We start from the raw sequence: 15,913 nt of genomic DNA, 5'->3' as shown, positions 1-15,913 counted from the left end.
TTCTAAAGCGAAATTCACTCGGTCGGTTCGATGTCGAAATGCGAGGCGTCGGTCCGGTCTTTGAGTTTGCGCGCCTCTGTGAAGTGCAACCGAACGACCGCCTGGCCGTCGTGATAGAGGAAGCTGAGGTCTTGGCGGCGCGAGGTCATGCGCGCCGGCAGCACGTCGTAGCGCACGCCATTGCCGCCGAGGAGCGGCACGACCGCGCCGACATCGGTGCGATCCGCGGCCTCGACGCGCAGCAGGTGCAGGAGTTTCCCCGAAGCGTCGAGCCCAACGAAGGGGATGTCCGCAAGCCTGAGGAAGCTCGTCGGATCGCTCGCACGGGCGAAGTTCTCTACGAAACTTGCCTCCACGAGATCGAGATCGCGTTCGCGCGGCGGCGAAATGTCCTCACTTTCCGGGCGGTGCGGCACCTGCCATTGCGCGGTGCCGCGCTGCCGATTGTGGCCGGGCCCCGCATGACGATGGCCGTGGTGGTGATGATCGTGACCATGCTCATGGTCGTGATCGTGATGGTGGTGGTCGTCATGATGGTGCTGTCCACCGTGCATAGCTGTCTCCTTAGAAGCTCACCGGCTTGTCGATCAGGCGCTTATGGGAGCCGAGTTTGCCATGTGCCAGCATCGACCCCAGCGCCTCCACCACTACTCGGACGCCGAAGAGCGCCGTGATGTCCGAAGTGTCGTAGGGCGGGCTGACCTCGACGACCTCTAGACCGCAGAGGCCCTCTGCCGCGACCAGCCCAAGGATCTTCAGCGCTTCACGCGGCAGGAATCCGCCCGGTTCCGGCCACCCGGTGCCAGGCACGAAGCCGCAATCGATGCTGTCGACGTCGAAGGAGATGTAGACGGCGTCGGCGTCTTTCCAGGCGAGTTCGAGCGCGATCTCCGCGGTCTTCTCCGGTCCGAGCTTTTCGATGTCGTCGATCGTCAGCACATTCGTGCCGCGCTCGCGCGCCACCTTCACCCCATCGCGGGGTACCTGCCAGCCGCCGATACCGAGCTGGACAAGGTTCTTCGGCGAGACATTCGGCAGATTGGTCGCCCAGTACCAGGGCGTCGTATGCATGCGCTCGTCGAGATCCTTTTCCTGGATGTCGATATGCCGGTCGAAATGGATGATGCCGATGCGTTTCGAGGTGCATTCAGCAATGCCGCGCACGCAGGGAAAGCCGATCGAATGGTCGCCGCCGAGCATGATCGGCAGCGCGCCGGAGGAAAAGACATGGGCGACGCCGCGGGTGATCTGGTCGAAGCTTTTTTCGAGATTGGCCGGAATGGTGAAGACGTCTCCGGCATCGCAGAGCGTCATCTGCTCGCGCAGGTCGACGCCCATCTCGTAGTTGTAGGGCGTATAGAGTGCGGAGATGCGGCGGATGCCCTGAGGTCCGAAGCGCGTGCCGGGACGATAGGTGGTGCCGCTGTCGAAGGGAATGCCGAGCACGGCGGCGTCATACTTGCCGACGTCACGGACATTCTCGACATAGGGCGCCTTCAGGAACGTATTGATCCCGGCAAAATGAGGCAGCTCGCCTCGCGCAAACGTCGGGATCGACTTGTCCGTCAGGCTTTCAGAGCCCGGCAAGCCCATGTCGAGCGCCCATTTCTTTTCCCGTCCCCAGCCCTTGCCGGAAAGCGTCGCCTCCGCTTCGAGCGCCTTCCATCCCTGGCTGTCGAGGATGTTGAAATCCGGGTGGTGGCGGCGCTCGCGAACTGGCGTCGCTATTGGGCCAGCGCAGCGGAACTGGCGGCTTGGGGGTTCACGCATCGGGCATGCTCCTTTTTGTTTCCTGGAATGTCGTGTTGGCTTCGATCGGCCGCGAAAAGCCGAGGATCGGGACGGGGCCGTCGCGGCTCAAATCGAGGTCGTAGATGATGCGAGCGCCGTAGCGCTCCGGCGCTTGCGGATCGATGCGCGGCTTGTCGAAGGCAAGCACTCGCGTGCCGAGGCCGAAGGCTTCCTTGAGATCGTGGGTGACCATGATCACGGTCATGCCGCGCTCTCGCCAAAGCGGCTTGATCAGCGCGTGCATCTGCGCCCGCGTGCCGGGGTCGAGCGCGCCGAAGGGCTCGTCGAGCAGCAGAACCTTCGGTTCCCTGGCGAGCGCCTGGGCGATCGCCAGCCGCTGCTGCTGCCCGCCCGAAAGTGTACTTGGATACTTCCGAGCGTGCTCGCTGAGGCCAACGCCCTCAAGAAGCGCTTCCGCCCTCTCGGTGGCCGCCTTTCGCTTCGCTCCAAACAGCTTGGCCATGAACAGGCTTTCGGCGAATTCGAAGGCCATCAGGACGTTCTGCAGAACGCTCAGGTGCGGAAAAACCGAATAGCGCTGGAAGACCACGCCGCGGTCCGGACCCGGTTCGCCCGGCAGCGCCGCTCCATCGAGCGTGATGACGCCGCGCGTCGGCCGTTCCTGTCCGAGAATCATCCGGAGAAAGGTGGATTTGCCACAGCCCGAGGGGCCGACGACCGAGACGAAGGCCCCGGAGGCGATGTCGACAGAGATGCTTTCGAGCACGATCTGGTCGCCATATTCCATCCAGACATTGTGGACGCGGATCTCGCTCATCGACGCGTCTCCCGGACATAGGCCCAGGGGAAGGCGCGCCGGGAGAGACGCGCCAGCAGCCAGTCGAGAAAATAGGCGATGAGGGTGATCCAGGCGACGTAGGGCAGGATCACGTCCATGGCTAGATAGCGCCGGACGAGGAAGATACGATAGCCGAGGCCGCTCTCGGCGGCGATCGCTTCCGCCGAGATGAGGAAGAGGAAGGCCGAACCGAGTGATAGCCTGAGGGCCTCGATGAGCCGCGGCATCGCTTGAGGCAGTGCTACGCGCAACATCAGTTGCCAGGTGGATGCGCCAAGCGTCTGCGCCTTGACGATCTGCTCGCTCGGGATGGCGGCGACGGTCATGGCGAGGTCGCGAACGAGGAACGGTGCGATGCCGATTACGATCAGCACGACCTTGGAGAGTTCACCAAGACCGAAGACGATGAAGAGCACCGGCAGGATCGCCATCGGCGGGATCATCGACACGACGGCGACGAGCGGCGACAGCCCGGCGCTTGCCACCGGAAGCAACCCGAGCGTCAGCCCGAGCACCAAGCCGATAGCGGCAGCCGCACCGAGGCCGATGAACAGTCGCTGGAGGCTCGCCGTGGTATCCGACCAGAGGGTTAAATGTCCCGACCGGCGGTCGGGCTCGGTCGCCAGCCGGTCCATGCTTGTCGCCATTTCGGTGATCGGCGGCAGCAGCTTGTCGCCCGGATTTGCTGCCCGCCGTTCGGCCGAGACGACGACATAGAGGCAGGCGATTAGCAGGAAGGGCAGGAGGGCAAGCAGGATCCGCGTTCCCGATCCCGGGACGACATTGACGGCGCGTCGCATGAGTCTTCCCATCTTCTGGAGAACATCTCGGGCCGAAGGCGACAGGGCAGGGGGCAAGCGCCAGTCCGTGCCCTGCAGCGGCGTCAGAGGGAGCCTTCGGCAGCGAGCTTCATGTAACTGGCGTCGAAGCGCAGCTTCACGTTGTCGGTCGAGCCGAGAACCTGCCCGCCCGGGAACGCGATGCCGACGGCGTCCTTATCCGCGGCGCCGGCGCCGAGCAGGCCATGGTCGAAGGAGAAGGTCCTGACGAGGTCCATCGTCTTGATGAGGTCCTCGCTCTCGGTGAAGGCGACCGCCTCCTGAGGTGTCGCGAACAGCTTGGTCGCCGCAAGCTGGGTCTCGAAGCCGGCAAGGTCGGTGCCGGACATCACGCCCATCGCGGCGCGTGCGGTCTTGCCCTTCTCGCCCGGGTCCGTCAGGACCGACATCGTCTCGTACCAGATGCCGGCGAGGGCCTTGCCGAAGTCGGCGTTGTCCTTGAGCACCTCGGTGTTGACCATCAGCGTGTCGATGATCTCGCCGGGGATCTGCATAGAATCGAACAGCGCTGCGGAGCCGGGTTCGGCCATGACCTCGGCGAGCAGCGGGTTCCAGGTTACCACCGTCGAGGTATCCGGCGACTTGAAGGCGGCGACTATGTCGGCGTCGGAGGTGTTGATGATCGTCACGTCCTTTTCGGAAAGCCCGGCCGCTTCGAGAGCGCGCGCAAGCAGGTAGTGCGAGACCGACAGTTCGACGAGATTGATGCTCTCACCCTTGAGATCGGCGGGCGTCTTCGCGGTCTTGGAGACAATGCCGTCATTGCCGTTGGAGAAATCGCCGATGATCAGGATCGTCGTGTCGATGCCGCCGGCGGCAGGAATGGTCAAGCCATCCATGTTCGTGGCCGTTACGCCGTCGAAGCCGCCGGCGGTGTACTGGTTGATCGACTCGACGTAGTCGTTGACCTGCTTGACGTTGATGGTGATGCCGTATTTGTCGGCCCATTTCTTCACGATCCCGGCATCCGCCGCGTAGGGCCATGGCATCCAGCCGACATAGATCGTCCAGGCGATATTGAATTCCTTCTTGGGCTGCGCCTGCGTCCCGCCCGCGAGTAGCGCGAGAGAGAGGCCGAGAGCGGCCGAGAGGGCACGAAAACCGAATCTGCCATTTCCGAAACGCATCGTCTGTTCCCCTTGTTCGACTTGGGGCTCAAGCTGCGCTCATTTCTCGGAAATCACGAGGCGGGATTCCCAAAGCAACGACATCGCCGCATGAGCCTCCCGGGCTTTTATCCCGCCGTGGACCCGGTGGATGTCTCCCCACCGGAGGTTTCTCTCGGTCCAGTCATGTCTGTTTCGGCATCGGAACCCTAGAAACATGTCCAGTATAGTTCCATCCATTCTAAAGTAAAGAGGAAGTTTTGCCAAATTAATGCCTTTAATTTGCGCGTCAACTGCTTACAAATTGAGCAAATCGACCAATATTTATTACGAGAACATTTGGGGCGAACTTGTCGTCTCGGCTTTCGTGCGTTGAGACGTGGTCACGAGCCGCGAGTTCGGCGGGGGTCTCCCGACAGTTATCTTGAGCAGAATCGAGGTTCAAGGCCGCTCTCCCTTACCACTCGCCCATCAGCACGGGGAAAGCTTCAAGACGCCAAGCTGGCGATGTAGGCACGCCATCCGCCATAGCGGCTGATGTCTGCAGCTCCGGCAAGGCCGGCGGGCTCGACTAAAAAGCCCTTGCAGGCCGTTCCGTCGGCAAGCTGGACGGTGCCAATCGCAAGTGGCGATGGAACTGCTGCGACGAAGCGGCCGAACGCTTCTGCCCCCAGCTTCCAGACCTCAACCTCAATCAGGGCACCTCCACTCTCCTGACAACGCACGAGGCCGGGCTTCGCGGGCTCGGTGCCCGAAAGAGCATAAAGCCTGTAGCATTTGGCCGTCAGCGCCCGCCGGGAAAATCTGGCGCCCAGGTCTCGCAACTGGCCGTTCAAGGGCATGCCGGAAAGATGCGCGCCGACGACAACCAGTTCTGTCAGCTCGTCCTCGTCGGTTTCGGCTGGAAGATAGTTCGCCGGCTGCGGCCATCCCGTGGCGCCGAGCGGCAGGGCGCTAAGGCGATGCAGTTCGGCAGCGAGCGACGCGGTCAGGTGATCCTTGCCGGCAGGCGCGAGCAAGGTGACGCTCGCCGGTCGACCGTCGGATCTGAGACCGGTCGGCACTGCCATGCCGCACATGTCCAGGAGGTTGACGAAATTGGTATAGGTGCCGAGCCGCGCGTTTTCACGGATCGGTTCCGCTTCGACCCCCGTACGTGTGAAATGCGTCGGCGCTGTCGGAACGCAGATCATGTCGACGGAGGCGATGAGCGGCGCGACCTTTCGTTTCAGCGCCTGCAAAGCATAGAGACCCTCGAAGGCATCCGCCGCCGATAGTGCCTTGGCAGCGCCATAGATCTTTCGCGTCACAGGGTGGAAGCTCGGCTCGTTCGCATTGAAGAAGTCCTTGACCGCCGCATAGCGTTCGGCCACCCAGGCACCCTCGTAGAGAAGCGCGGCCGTGGCATAGAAATCGGCAAAGGGGAGTTCGACGGTCTGATGCCCCACTGAGCGCAGTGTTTCAAGCGCCGCATCATAGGCGCTCTCCATGAGTGCATCGCCGAAGAAGCGTCGGTCCGCCATTGTCGGAACGCCGATTTTGAGGACTGGTGGCGAGGAGAGACCGCCCCTCGGCGCAATGTCCCGGGAATAGGAGTCGGTCGCATCGGGTCGCGCGGCGACTTGGAAAACTCGATAGGCGTCCGCGACGGCCAAGGCGAAGATCGAAACGCAGTCGAGAGTACGGCAGGCCGGCACGACGCCCGTGGTCGACAGGACACCGATACTCGGCTTGAGGCCGACAATATTGTTAAGTCCGGCCGGGATGCGCCCCGAGCCGGCCGTGTCGGTGCCGAGCGCGAAGCTGACGATACCGTGGGCAGTCGCCACCGCCGATCCGGAGCTCGATCCGCCGGGCACGAGCCCTGGATCGATGGCGTTGCGCGGCACCGGATAAGGGGTCCGCACGCCAACGAGACCGGTCGCGAACTGGTCGAGATTGGTCTTGCCGATGACGAGGGCGCCGGCCTCGCGCAGCAGCCGTACAACGGTGGCGTCCCTTTCGGCCAAGTAAGAATAATCCGGGCAAGCGGCCGTCGTCGGCATGCCTGCCACGTCGATATTGTCCTTGACGGCGAAGGGAATGCCCCACAACGGTTTGGCGACAGGATCGAATGCGCCGAGAGCGGTGGCCTCATCGAGGAGTTCGCTGCGATCGGCGAGATATAGAAAGATGCCGGGATCGTCGACGGCCACGATGCGCGCGAAAACACTCTCGATCGTCTCGGCCACGCCCCAACCCGACCGATAGGCGGCGTGAAGAGAAGCAATGTCGAAAGCCTGTCCGTCTGTCATAGTTTCACTTTCCTTGAAGCATTGTTACCGGCCGATCCCATTGAATCAGCACGGCACAGCCGGTATCGCTCCAGACGGAATGTTCCGTGCCGGCGGCATTGACGATGTAGGTTCCGGCCCCATAGTCGCCGCTTTCGTCGGACTGCGTGCCGGTAAGCACCAGGATCGTCTCCAGGCCCTCATGCCGGTGACGCGGCACGGAAGCGCCGACCTCGTAGCGGAGCAGGGCCACGGCCGGCTGGTCGCCTTCGAAGTGCTTGATCCAGTGAATCATAACGCCGTCGCGGAACGGCTCGAATTCGAGTTCGCGCCAGCTTCCCTGGGTCAGGCTCTCGCGTGTCGTTTCAGGCATGGGCAACCCCCTTGAGCACATCCGCAAGGTGCGCCGTCCACCCAACGATGGCGCCCTGGGCGCGGATCATCGCCATGGTTGCGGCCCTGAACTCGGGGAAGTAGCTTTCCGTCGCCTCCTCGACGAGCAGGCACTCGTAGCCGCGGTCGTTTGCCTCGCGCATGGTCGTCTGCACGCAGACTTCCGTCGTGACACCGGCGAAGACGAGCTGGGCGATACGCCGCTCCTTGAGGATGTCGTCGAGCGGAGTTGCATGGAAGGCGCCCTTGCCAGGCTTTTCGATGACCGTCTCCCCATCGATGGGCGCAAGCTCCGGCAGGATCGCGGTGCCCGGTTCGCCAGCGATCAGGATGCGTCCCATCGGACCCTCGTCGCCGATCCTCAAGCGCGGGCTGCCGCGCTCGCGCTTGGCACGCGGCAGATCGGAAAGGTCGGGATGGTGACATTCCATGGTGTGGATCACGGGCAGGCCGGCGGCGCGAAAGCCCTCGATCAATCGCTTGACGTCGGGCACGATCTTCATCAGCTGCGAGACGTCATTGCCGAGGCTGGCGCCGAAGCCGCCTTCCTCCATGAAGTCTCGCTGCATATCGATTACGACAAGGGCGACGGCCTTTCGGTTGAACCGGAACGGAAAAGGTTCTGCCTTGATCTCCTCCATCAGTGGTGCCCCGCCATGTGCGCGCCGATGATGGCGACGTCCGCCTCGCGGATCGGCGTCTCGTAGACGAGCTTGCCGTCCGACATGACGATGATCCGGTCCGACATTTCCATCAATTCATCGAGATCCTCGGACATCAGCAGCACCGCAGTGCCGGCATTGCGGGCCTTCATGATACGGGTGCGGATTTCCGCGACCGCTGAGAAGTCCAGGCCGAAACAGGGATTCGACACGATCAGGAGATCGACCTCGCCCGACAGTTCGCGCGCCAGCACGGCTCGCTGGACATTTCCGCCCGAAAGGGCTGCAATCGGCGAGGCGGGTGAGGCGGTCTTCACCTTGAATTCGGAAATCAGCGCCGTCGCCCGCTTCTTCATGCCGCGTGCGTCGAGCCAGATCGCGTCGCTGCCGTTCTTTGCAAGGTCGAAGGTGCGGAAGGCGAGGTTCTCCGTCACCGTCATCTTCTGGGCGCAGGCATTGTTGAGCGGCTCTTCCGGGATGAAGCGGACGTTGTTTGCCCTGGTCTCGAGCCGCGTTGCGCCGTAGCGCTTTCCCTTGACGATGACCGCCCCCTCGGCCGTGCGCTGGCCGGCGAGAACCTCCGAGAGCTCCTTCTGCCCATTGCCGGAAATGCCCGCGATACCGACGATCTCCCCGGAGCGAACGACCAGATCATCGATCTCGATCGGCTTCAGGCCGGTCCGGTCCGGTGCCTTGACCTTCTTGACCGCGAGCACCGGAGCGGCGTCCGGGGAAACGGGCAGGCGCGTGTCCAGTTCGGCGAGCTTGACGTCACCGATCATCATCCCCGCCATATCCTCGGTGGAGAGCTCGGATACCCTGCCGGTGCCTGAGAGTCTACCGCGTCGGAGTACGGACACCGCGTCGGCGAACTTCGTCACTTCGTGGAACTTGTGGGAAATCATCAGGACCGTCAGCTCACCGCGCTCGGTCATGCCGCGCACGAGGCCCAGCATGTCGTCGGCCTCCGCCGGAGTGAGAACAGAGGTCGGCTCATCGAGCACCAGGAACCGGCGCCCGAGATAGAGCTGCTTGATGATCTCGAGCTTCTGCTTCTCGCCGGCGGCGAGTTCGCTCACTGGACGGTCGAGCGGGATGTCGAAGGGCATCGTCTCCATGAAGGCGGAGAGCTTTTTCTTCTCCTTCGACCAGTTGATGATCGCCGGCACCTGCGCGCGGCTGATTGCCAGATTCTCCGCCCCTGTCAGCGACGGGACCAGCGTGAAATGCTGATAGACCATGCCCAGGCCGTGAGCCGCCGCGTCGCGAGGCGAGGCGATCGCCACTTCGAGGTCATCGACCTGTAATTGTCCGGAGGTCGGGTGATAGAAGCCCATGATGCACTTGACGAGCGTTGACTTGCCGGCACCGTTTTCGCCGAGAAGCGCATGGAAGGTGCCGGCCGGCACCTTGATTGACACGTGGTCGAGCGCGGTGAAGGAGCCGAAGCGCATCGTCATCTCGACGGTCTCGATGCCGACGGCGGGCACAGCCTTTGCGGCATGGATTTCGCCGATGATCATGGCAGTTGGCTCACGAGTGTTGCGGAGTTGGAGACGGAGCCGAAGACGCCGCCCTGCATCTTCACCATCCTGATCGCGGCAAGATGGTTGCCGTAGTCGGTCGCCCCGCAGCAATCCTCGAGCAGCAGGCATTCGAAACCGCGGTCATTCGCCTCCCGCATTGTCGTGTGCACGCAGACATCGGTAGTGATGCCCGTCAGGATGATGTTCCCGATGCGCTTCTGATTGAGGATCAGCTCGAGGTCGGTGGCGCAGAAGGAGCCCTTGCCCGGCTTGTCGATGATCGTTTCGCCCTCGATCGGCTTCAGCTCGTCAATGATCTCCCAGCCCGGTTCGCCGCGGACCAGGATGCGCCCGCATGGGCCGGCATCGCCGATCCCTGCCTTGATGCGGTGGGAACGCCAGCGCTTGTTGGCGGGAAGGTCGGCCAGATCCGGCCGGTGGCCCTCGCGCGTGTGGATGATGTGGTAGCCCTTTGCCCGCATCGCCGCGAGCACGGTCGTGATCGGCTCGATCGGCGCGCGGACCAACGAGAGGTCGTACCCCATGTGGTCTACATAGCCGCCGGGACCGCAGAAATCGGTCTGCATGTCGATGACGATCAGCGCCGTGTTCTCAGGCCGGAGATCGCCGTTATAGGGCCAGGGATAGGGATCGGCATCGATATGGCTGAGCTTCTGGCTCGTGACCGGCAGGGGGGCGAGGCTGTTCATGACGGATCGCTCCTATTTGGTGATCGACAGCGCGCCGGGCGCACCGGCGAGCGAGCGGGTGGGAGAGGATGTGGCGATCATGATGACGAGGGTCAGCACGTAAGGGGCGGCGTAGAAGAGGTAGTAGCCCTTCGTGATGCCGACCGATTGCAGTGCCGGCCCAAGCGCGCCCGCACCGCCGAAGAGAAGGGCGGCGAGGAAGCATCCGATCGGGTTCCAGCGGGCGAAGATGACGAGCGCCACGGCCATGAGGCCCTGCCCGGACGAGATGCCCTCGTTCCAGGAGCCCGGGTAGTAGAGCGAAAGATAGGCGCCGCCGATCGCCGCCAGCGCTCCGCCGACGGCCGTTGCGAGGAGGCGCACCGTGTCCGGGCTCAGGCCCATCGCGCGGGCGGCGTCCGAGCTGTCACCTACGACGCGCAGGATGAGGCCGGCGCGGGTATTGCGGAAGGCCCACCAGAGGAAGAGGGCAAGGGCCGCACCGATCAGAAAGAGCACGTTGATGTTGAGCGCGGCCTGGATCTGCGGCAGGTCCGACCAGCCACCGAAGGGGATGGAAGGAAGCTTCGGTGCGGCGGGTTGGATGAAGGGCTTCCCGAGAAAGAAGGCGAGGCCAACGCCGAACTGCATCATCGCGATGCCGATGGCGATGTCGTTCACCTTCGGGAACTTGCAGATGAAGCCGTGGGCGAGGCCGAAAAAGGCACCCACCGCCATTGCCGCCAGCACGCCGAGCCAGGGCGAGCGCGTCATCACCGCGACGGCATAGGCCGTCATCGCGCCGAAGACCAACGTGCCTTCGAGACCAAGATTGATCCGGCCGGAGCGCTCGGTGATCGCCTCGCCCAGGCTCACGAAAATGAAGGGCGTGGAGACGCGGATCGCGCCGGCGAAAACCGCAAGGGGCACGCCCCAGATGCCGATACTGATCCCGTCCATCATGGGCTCCTTTTCCAGAGGTCCGGATTGAAGATCCTGAAGCGACCGTAGAAGGTCTCGCAAAACAGGATGACGATGAAGAGCGTGCCCTGAAGGACGAGGACGGTCGCGTCCGGCAGGCCCATGCGGCGCTGGATCAGGCCGCCGGAGGCATCGATGCCGCCGAGGAGGATGGCGACGGGGATGATCGCCAGCGGATTGTGGCGCGCGAGGAATGCGACAAGGATGCCGGTGTAGCCGTAACCTGCGGCAAGGGAGCCGTTGGCGCTGCCCTGCACGGCGGTGACTTCGATCGTGCCGGCAAGACCGGCAAAGGAGCCGGCGAGCGCGGTGAAGCCGACGATCAGCTTGCCGACGGCGAGCCCTTGGATCTGCGCGGCGCGCGCGTTGCCGCCCGCGATGCGGGCCGCGAACCCGAAGCTCGTCTTCTCGATCAGGACCCAGGAAACGACGCAGGCGGTCACGCCGATGACAAGGCCCCAATGCACGTCCATGCCGGGGATGCTGCCGAGTATGTAGTCGGGAGGCAGCGGCGCCGTCGAGGGCTTGTTGAGGCTGGCGGGATCGCGCAGCGGCCCCTCGATCAGGTGGTTCATCAGGGCGATCGCGATATAGGCGAGGAGCAGCGAGGCGATTGTCTCGTTGACGCCGCGATAGTGTCGGAGCAGGCCTGCGAGCCCGATCCAAATGGCGCCGACGATCATGCCGGCAAGCGCCATGATGAGCCAGACGAGCAATGCGGGTGCGCCGCCGACGAACGGCAGGGCGATCCCCGCCCCGGCAAGTCCGCCGAGAACGACGGCGCCCTCCGCGCCGATCACGATGAGACCGAGTCTGGCAGGAAGGGCGACGCAGAGCGCAGTCAGGAGGAGCGGTGCGGCTCGGCTCAGGGAATTCTGGATCGAGAACCAGCTACCGAAGCCGCCGGCATACATCAGCTGAAGGAGCGCCACCGGCGGTTTGCCGATCAGCGCGATGAAGATCGAGAAGAGCGCGAGCCCGATGAGGATCGCAAGGATCGTAATTGCCAGGGGTTCTGCGCGCCTTGCCAGCCATTCGAGGAGGGGCCGGACGGTGCCGGCCCGCTCGCCGAGCGCGGGCACAGGGTGAGAGTTGGCTTCGAGGGTCATGACGCCGACGCTCCTCAAGCGGTCGAGCCGACGACCCCCTCGACCAGATAGTCCATACTTTCGAGTTCGATCGCGTCCTCCGCGAAAGCCTGCCCTCCGGCCACGACGACATTTCCCTTGTTGTCCTTGATCGAACCCCTGAAGACCGAGAAGCCGCCCGCCATCATTTCGGCGAGCGTCGCCTCGAACTTCTTGCGCGCCTCTTCCGAGACCGCCGGGCCGAGCGAGCTCATCTTGACGAAGCCTTCCTTGAGTCCGCCGCGCACGAAGTTGCCGAGCTTTTCGCCGGCCTGGGCCTTCTTCACGAAGTCCGTGTAGACGTTGCCCCATGCCCATTCGGCGCCGGTGAGATATTTCTCGGGAGCGAGCGGACTCTGGTTGGCGTGGTAGCCGCAGATGAATGCGCCACGACCGGCGGCCGTCTCGACCACCACCTTCGGACTGTCTACGTGGCAGGTCACGACGTCCGCGCCCTGATCGATCAGCGCGTTGGTAGCTTCCGCCTCCTTGACGGCGAGCGACCATTCGCCGGTAAAGATCACCTGGCAGGTGATTGCCGGATCGATGGAGCGAGCGCCGAGCAGGAAGGAATTGATGTTCTGCAGCACCTGCGGAATGGGCTTGGCGGCGACGAAGCCGATCTTTTTGCTCTTCGTCGCATAGCCAGCGGCGATGCCGTTGAGATATTGCCCCTGGCCGATATAGCCGAAATAGGAACCGGTGTTCGCCGGATGCGTTCCCTCCTGCCATAGGCCGCCGCAATGGCGGAACTGGGCGTCGGGATATTTCTTCGCCATCTCCAACATGTGGGGATCGAAGTAGCCGAAGGAGGTGGGGAAGAGCAGTGCCGCTCCATCAAGGTTGATCATCGACTCCATCGTCTTCTGGACGTCGACTGTTTCCGGGACATTCTCCTCCTCGACGACGGTAACGCCCGACAGAGCCTTGATCGCGGCCGCTCCCTCCGCGTGCGCCTGGTTGTAGCCGTAGTCGTCCTTGGGGCCGACATAGATGAAGCCGACGGTCAGTGCGCTCTGGGCCGCGGCGGGCGAAAAGACCAGGTCCGGCGCGAGGCTCGCCACGGCGGCACCTGCCACGGACGATTGGAGAAATGCGCGGCGGGACAGGAGACGGGAGGAAAGAAGTCGCTTGGTCATCGGAATGCTCCCTGCGAGCGGCGGAGGTTGGTTGGAAAGTCAGTACATGAAAGTGCATGCAATGCGCGTGCCAACATATAGGTTATTGATATTGCTGGTTCTTGTGCCGCGTCTAAATGAGCACTGAGGAAACTGTATGCAGTTGACAGGCGAGTATGGTGTTTTTTTACGCATGCCTAGGAAATGGCCTGCGAATAATCGTTCATGGAACTCAATCAAACGCAGGCCGGGTCTTGTGTCTGATAAAATAGGAGACGTTTCAGTGCGTTATGCTGCAGTTTGACTTGTGAAGCATGTGCGTGCATCTGTATGCAGATCCCAGAATATCGAGTCGCGCGTGAAACAGCCAAGAAGAAGAGAGATCATCCGGGCAGGTACAACCGTCGAACAGATGGTGCGGGCGATCGCCGACATGATTGTCACCGGCGAGATGCAGCCGGGCGAGAAACTCGACGAATTTTCCCTCGCCGGCCGCTTCGAGGTCTCGCGGACCCCGGTGCGCGAAGCGCTGCGGCAACTCTGTGCGATGGGCCTCGTCGACCGGCAACCCAATCGCAGCGCAGTGGTCACGAACGTGACCAGTGGATATCTCGCCTCGATGTTCGAGGCCATGGCTGAACTCGAGAGGATCTGCGCCAGGCTTTCCGCCGAGCGCATGTCGGTCGAGGAGCGCCGCGCGATGGAGAAAATGCACCGAGAGTCGATGCGCCTCGTCCATGCGGGTGCCGACGAGGACTATGCCGCACACAATATCGAATTCCATACCCGACTTTATCGCGGCGCCCACAACGATCACATCTTCGAACTGGTGACGCAGACGCGGGCACGGCTTGCGCCCTTCCGCCGTGCCCAGTTCCGCCTGCCGGGGCGACTGGCGAAGTCTTACGAAGAACATCAGGGCATTGTAACCGCAATCCTTCGTGCCGATGCCGAAGAGGCGGGAAACGCCGCCTATTGGCATGTTTCAAACGTCAGCGACGCAAGCACGGTTTTCGTGAGCGACAACAAAGGCTGACCGGGACGCGGCGGACACGCCTTCTCTTTCTCTCCCCAGTTCCTTCAGTGTCCTGGCGCCCATGCTGCGCCGCAGCGACGAATTGCACTTGATGTGTTTAGTAAAACGTATATCACTAAACATATTGCTCAACATGAGGGAGTGAGACGGTTTGGGCATGTGAGCAAGAGAGATTTTTCCGAAGCCGGCTTCGGTCGGTTCTGTATCTGGGAGGAATACATGCGGAAGATGACGAAGGCCCTGATGGGCATGTCGTCGGCGCTCGTGCTGTCGACGGCGATACCGGAACTGGCGAGGGCCGATGAATTGACCCTGTGCTGGGCGGCATGGGATCCGGCCAACGCGCTGGTGGAGCTCTCCAAGGATTTCACCGCGCAGACGGGCACCGCAATGAAGTTCGAGTTTGTGCCGTGGCCGAACTTCGCCGACCGTATTCTCAACGAACTCAATTCCGGCGGCAAGCTCTGTGACCTGCTGATCGGCGACAGCCAGTGGATTGGCGGTTCCGCCGAAAACGACTACTACGTGAAGCTCAACGATTTCTTCGATAAAGAAGGAATCAAGATGAGCGACTTCGCCGAAGCGGCGGTCAACGCGTATGCCACTTGGCCGAAAGGCACGCCGAACTATTGGGCCCTGCCGGCCATGGGCGACGCCAATGGCTGGTTCTATCGCAAGGACTGGTTCGCCAAGCCGGAGTTGCAGGCGGAGTTCAAGCAGAAACACGGTCGCGATCTCGGCCCGCCGCAGACCTGGGACGAGTTGAAGCAGGTCGCCGAATTCTTCACCGGCCGCGAAATCGACGGCCAGAAGGTCTATGGCGCGGCGATCTTCACCGAACGCGCCTCCGAGGGCATCACCATGGGCGCGACCTCGGCGCTTTATCCCTTCGGCTTCAAATACGAGCAGACGAGCGGCAAATACGACATGGAGGGCGCCGTCAATTCGGCGGACGCGGTGGCAGGGCTCGAGGCCTACAAGGCGCTCTACAAATGCTGCCAGCCGCCCGGTTATACGGACAGCTATATGGGCGAGGGGCTCGATGCCTTCAAATCCGGCCAGGTCTCGATGGCGATGAACTGGTTCGCCTTCTTCCCGGGCCTCTACAAGGACGAGAAGGTTGGCGGAGACAAGATCGGTTTCTTCGTCAATCCCAAGCAGAAGGTTGCCGCCTCGACGCTCGGCGGCCAGGGGATTTCGGTTGTGGCCAACACCGACAACATGGACGGCGCGCTCGCCTATATCAAATGGTTCGCCCAGCCCGACGTGCAGAAGAAATGGTGGGCGCTTGGCGGCTATGCCGTTCACAATGCCGTCTTGAACGATCCCTCCTTCAAGGACAGCCAGCCCTTCGCGGCCGACTTCCTCGTCGCGATGAACCAGGTGCAGGATTTCTGGCAGGAACCCTCCTACGCGATCCTGCTGCAGGCGATGCAGAAGCGCCTGCACGACTACGTCGTCGCCGATAAGGGGACGGCGCAGGAGGCGCTCGACGCTCTCGCGAACGACTGGAAGGAAATCTTCGAGGACGAAGGCAAGCTCTAGACTTGCTGGAACACGGCCCGGGTTGTGA

The 15,913-nt window shown here is 62.7% G+C and carries 15 protein-coding genes and 1 riboswitch; of the genes, 2 read left to right on the top strand and 13 right to left on the bottom strand.

What is annotated here, in order from left to right; translation table 11 throughout:
- Positions 1-14: 14 nt before the first annotated feature.
- From CO664_RS27825 to CO664_RS27765, 13 genes are all read right to left on the bottom strand, one after another.
- Positions 15-554 (bottom strand): hypothetical protein, encoded by a 540-nt coding sequence (locus CO664_RS27825; protein WP_097527724.1) that lies wholly within the window; start codon positions 552-554, stop codon positions 15-17.
- A 10-nt stretch (positions 555-564) separates the two neighbouring features.
- Positions 565-1,770: an agmatinase family protein gene (locus CO664_RS27820; protein WP_097540551.1), complete on the bottom strand. Its 1,206-nt coding sequence runs from the start codon at positions 1,768-1,770 to the stop codon at positions 565-567.
- The gene (locus CO664_RS27815; protein ID WP_097527726.1) at positions 1,763-2,569 is read right to left on the bottom strand and encodes an ABC transporter ATP-binding protein; all 807 of its coding nucleotides are present in this window, start codon (positions 2,567-2,569) and stop codon (positions 1,763-1,765) included. The genes CO664_RS27820 and CO664_RS27815 overlap by 8 nt, the downstream gene beginning before the upstream one ends.
- Positions 2,566-3,390 (bottom strand): ABC transporter permease subunit, encoded by an 825-nt coding sequence (locus tag CO664_RS27810; RefSeq protein ID WP_097527727.1) that lies wholly within the window; start codon positions 3,388-3,390, stop codon positions 2,566-2,568. Before CO664_RS27810 ends, CO664_RS27815 begins: the two co-directional genes overlap by 4 nt.
- A gap of 83 nt (positions 3,391-3,473) precedes the next feature.
- Entirely contained in the window at positions 3,474-4,556 is a 1,083-nt protein-coding gene (locus tag CO664_RS27805) for a putative urea ABC transporter substrate-binding protein (protein ID WP_097527728.1), read from the bottom strand.
- A gap of 94 nt (positions 4,557-4,650) precedes the next feature.
- Positions 4,651-4,759, bottom strand: a riboswitch (guanidine-I (ykkC/yxkD leader).
- Between the two features lie 264 nt (positions 4,760-5,023).
- Positions 5,024-6,829, bottom strand: coding sequence for an allophanate hydrolase (atzF, locus tag CO664_RS27800; RefSeq protein ID WP_097540550.1), 1,806 nt, complete (start codon positions 6,827-6,829; stop codon positions 5,024-5,026).
- A 4-nt stretch (positions 6,830-6,833) separates the two neighbouring features.
- The gene (locus tag CO664_RS27795) at positions 6,834-7,181 is read right to left on the bottom strand and encodes a cupin domain-containing protein (RefSeq protein WP_097527730.1); all 348 of its coding nucleotides are present in this window, start codon (positions 7,179-7,181) and stop codon (positions 6,834-6,836) included.
- A complete protein-coding gene (locus tag CO664_RS27790) occupies positions 7,174-7,842 on the bottom strand; it encodes an isochorismatase family cysteine hydrolase (protein ID WP_097540549.1) in 669 nt (222 codons plus the stop codon). Before CO664_RS27790 ends, CO664_RS27795 begins: the two co-directional genes overlap by 8 nt.
- Positions 7,842-9,386 carry an ABC transporter ATP-binding protein gene (locus CO664_RS27785; RefSeq protein WP_097540547.1) on the bottom strand — a complete coding sequence of 515 codons (1,545 nt, stop codon included), beginning with the start codon at positions 9,384-9,386 and terminating at the stop codon, positions 7,842-7,844. The genes CO664_RS27790 and CO664_RS27785 overlap by 1 nt, the downstream gene beginning before the upstream one ends.
- Complete coding sequence (locus tag CO664_RS27780; protein WP_097527733.1) at positions 9,383-10,099, bottom strand: isochorismatase family cysteine hydrolase; 717 nt, start codon at positions 10,097-10,099, stop codon at positions 9,383-9,385. Before CO664_RS27780 ends, CO664_RS27785 begins: the two co-directional genes overlap by 4 nt.
- Before the next feature lie 12 nt (positions 10,100-10,111).
- Positions 10,112-11,038, bottom strand: coding sequence for an ABC transporter permease (locus tag CO664_RS27775; RefSeq protein WP_097540579.1), 927 nt, complete (start codon positions 11,036-11,038; stop codon positions 10,112-10,114).
- Complete coding sequence (locus tag CO664_RS27770) at positions 11,038-12,168, bottom strand: ABC transporter permease (RefSeq protein WP_097527734.1); 1,131 nt, start codon at positions 12,166-12,168, stop codon at positions 11,038-11,040. The genes CO664_RS27775 and CO664_RS27770 overlap by 1 nt, the downstream gene beginning before the upstream one ends.
- 14 nt (positions 12,169-12,182) lie before the next feature.
- Positions 12,183-13,325 carry a BMP family ABC transporter substrate-binding protein gene (locus tag CO664_RS27765; RefSeq protein ID WP_097527735.1) on the bottom strand — a complete coding sequence of 381 codons (1,143 nt, stop codon included), beginning with the start codon at positions 13,323-13,325 and terminating at the stop codon, positions 12,183-12,185.
- 337 nt (positions 13,326-13,662) lie between these two features.
- Here CO664_RS27765 and CO664_RS27760 point away from each other — a divergent pair, with 337 nt between their 5' ends.
- Both CO664_RS27760 and CO664_RS27755 read left to right on the top strand, forming a co-directional pair.
- Positions 13,663-14,340 carry a GntR family transcriptional regulator gene (locus CO664_RS27760; protein WP_176536698.1) on the top strand — a complete coding sequence of 226 codons (678 nt, stop codon included), beginning with the start codon at positions 13,663-13,665 and terminating at the stop codon, positions 14,338-14,340.
- A 219-nt stretch (positions 14,341-14,559) separates the two neighbouring features.
- On the top strand, positions 14,560-15,885 hold the full coding sequence (locus tag CO664_RS27755) for an ABC transporter substrate-binding protein (protein ID WP_176536697.1): 1,326 nt from the start codon (positions 14,560-14,562) through the stop codon (positions 15,883-15,885).
- Positions 15,886-15,913 lie beyond the last annotated feature (28 nt).

The organism is Sinorhizobium sp. NG07B, from assembly GCF_002532005.1.
In the GTDB taxonomy this organism is placed as follows: Bacteria; Pseudomonadota; Alphaproteobacteria; order Rhizobiales; family Rhizobiaceae; genus Sinorhizobium; species Sinorhizobium fredii_C.
This window is presented reverse-complemented; position numbering and strand designations above follow the sequence as displayed.

What these genes read in the sequence shown, in the direction of transcription:
- CO664_RS27825 (WP_097527724.1), bottom strand. Translation starts at nt 554, where the DNA reads ATGCACGGTGGACAGCACCATCATGACGACCACCACCATCACGATCAC.
- CO664_RS27820 (WP_097540551.1), bottom strand. Translation starts at nt 1,770, where the DNA reads ATGCGTGAACCCCCAAGCCGCCAGTTCCGCTGCGCTGGCCCAATAGCG.
- CO664_RS27815 (WP_097527726.1), bottom strand. Translation starts at nt 2,569, where the DNA reads ATGAGCGAGATCCGCGTCCACAATGTCTGGATGGAATATGGCGACCAG.
- CO664_RS27810 (WP_097527727.1), bottom strand. Translation starts at nt 3,390, where the DNA reads ATGCGACGCGCCGTCAATGTCGTCCCGGGATCGGGAACGCGGATCCTG.
- CO664_RS27805 (WP_097527728.1), bottom strand. Translation starts at nt 4,556, where the DNA reads ATGCGTTTCGGAAATGGCAGATTCGGTTTTCGTGCCCTCTCGGCCGCT.
- atzF (WP_097540550.1), bottom strand. Translation starts at nt 6,829, where the DNA reads ATGACAGACGGACAGGCTTTCGACATTGCTTCTCTTCACGCCGCCTAT.
- CO664_RS27795 (WP_097527730.1), bottom strand. Translation starts at nt 7,181, where the DNA reads ATGCCTGAAACGACACGCGAGAGCCTGACCCAGGGAAGCTGGCGCGAA.
- CO664_RS27790 (WP_097540549.1), bottom strand. Translation starts at nt 7,842, where the DNA reads ATGGAGGAGATCAAGGCAGAACCTTTTCCGTTCCGGTTCAACCGAAAG.
- CO664_RS27785 (WP_097540547.1), bottom strand. Translation starts at nt 9,386, where the DNA reads ATGATCATCGGCGAAATCCATGCCGCAAAGGCTGTGCCCGCCGTCGGC.
- CO664_RS27780 (WP_097527733.1), bottom strand. Translation starts at nt 10,099, where the DNA reads ATGAACAGCCTCGCCCCCCTGCCGGTCACGAGCCAGAAGCTCAGCCAT.
- CO664_RS27775 (WP_097540579.1), bottom strand. Translation starts at nt 11,038, where the DNA reads ATGGACGGGATCAGTATCGGCATCTGGGGCGTGCCCCTTGCGGTTTTC.
- CO664_RS27770 (WP_097527734.1), bottom strand. Translation starts at nt 12,168, where the DNA reads ATGACCCTCGAAGCCAACTCTCACCCTGTGCCCGCGCTCGGCGAGCGG.
- CO664_RS27765 (WP_097527735.1), bottom strand. Translation starts at nt 13,325, where the DNA reads ATGACCAAGCGACTTCTTTCCTCCCGTCTCCTGTCCCGCCGCGCATTT.
- CO664_RS27755 (WP_176536697.1), top strand. Translation starts at nt 14,560, where the DNA reads ATGCGGAAGATGACGAAGGCCCTGATGGGCATGTCGTCGGCGCTCGTG.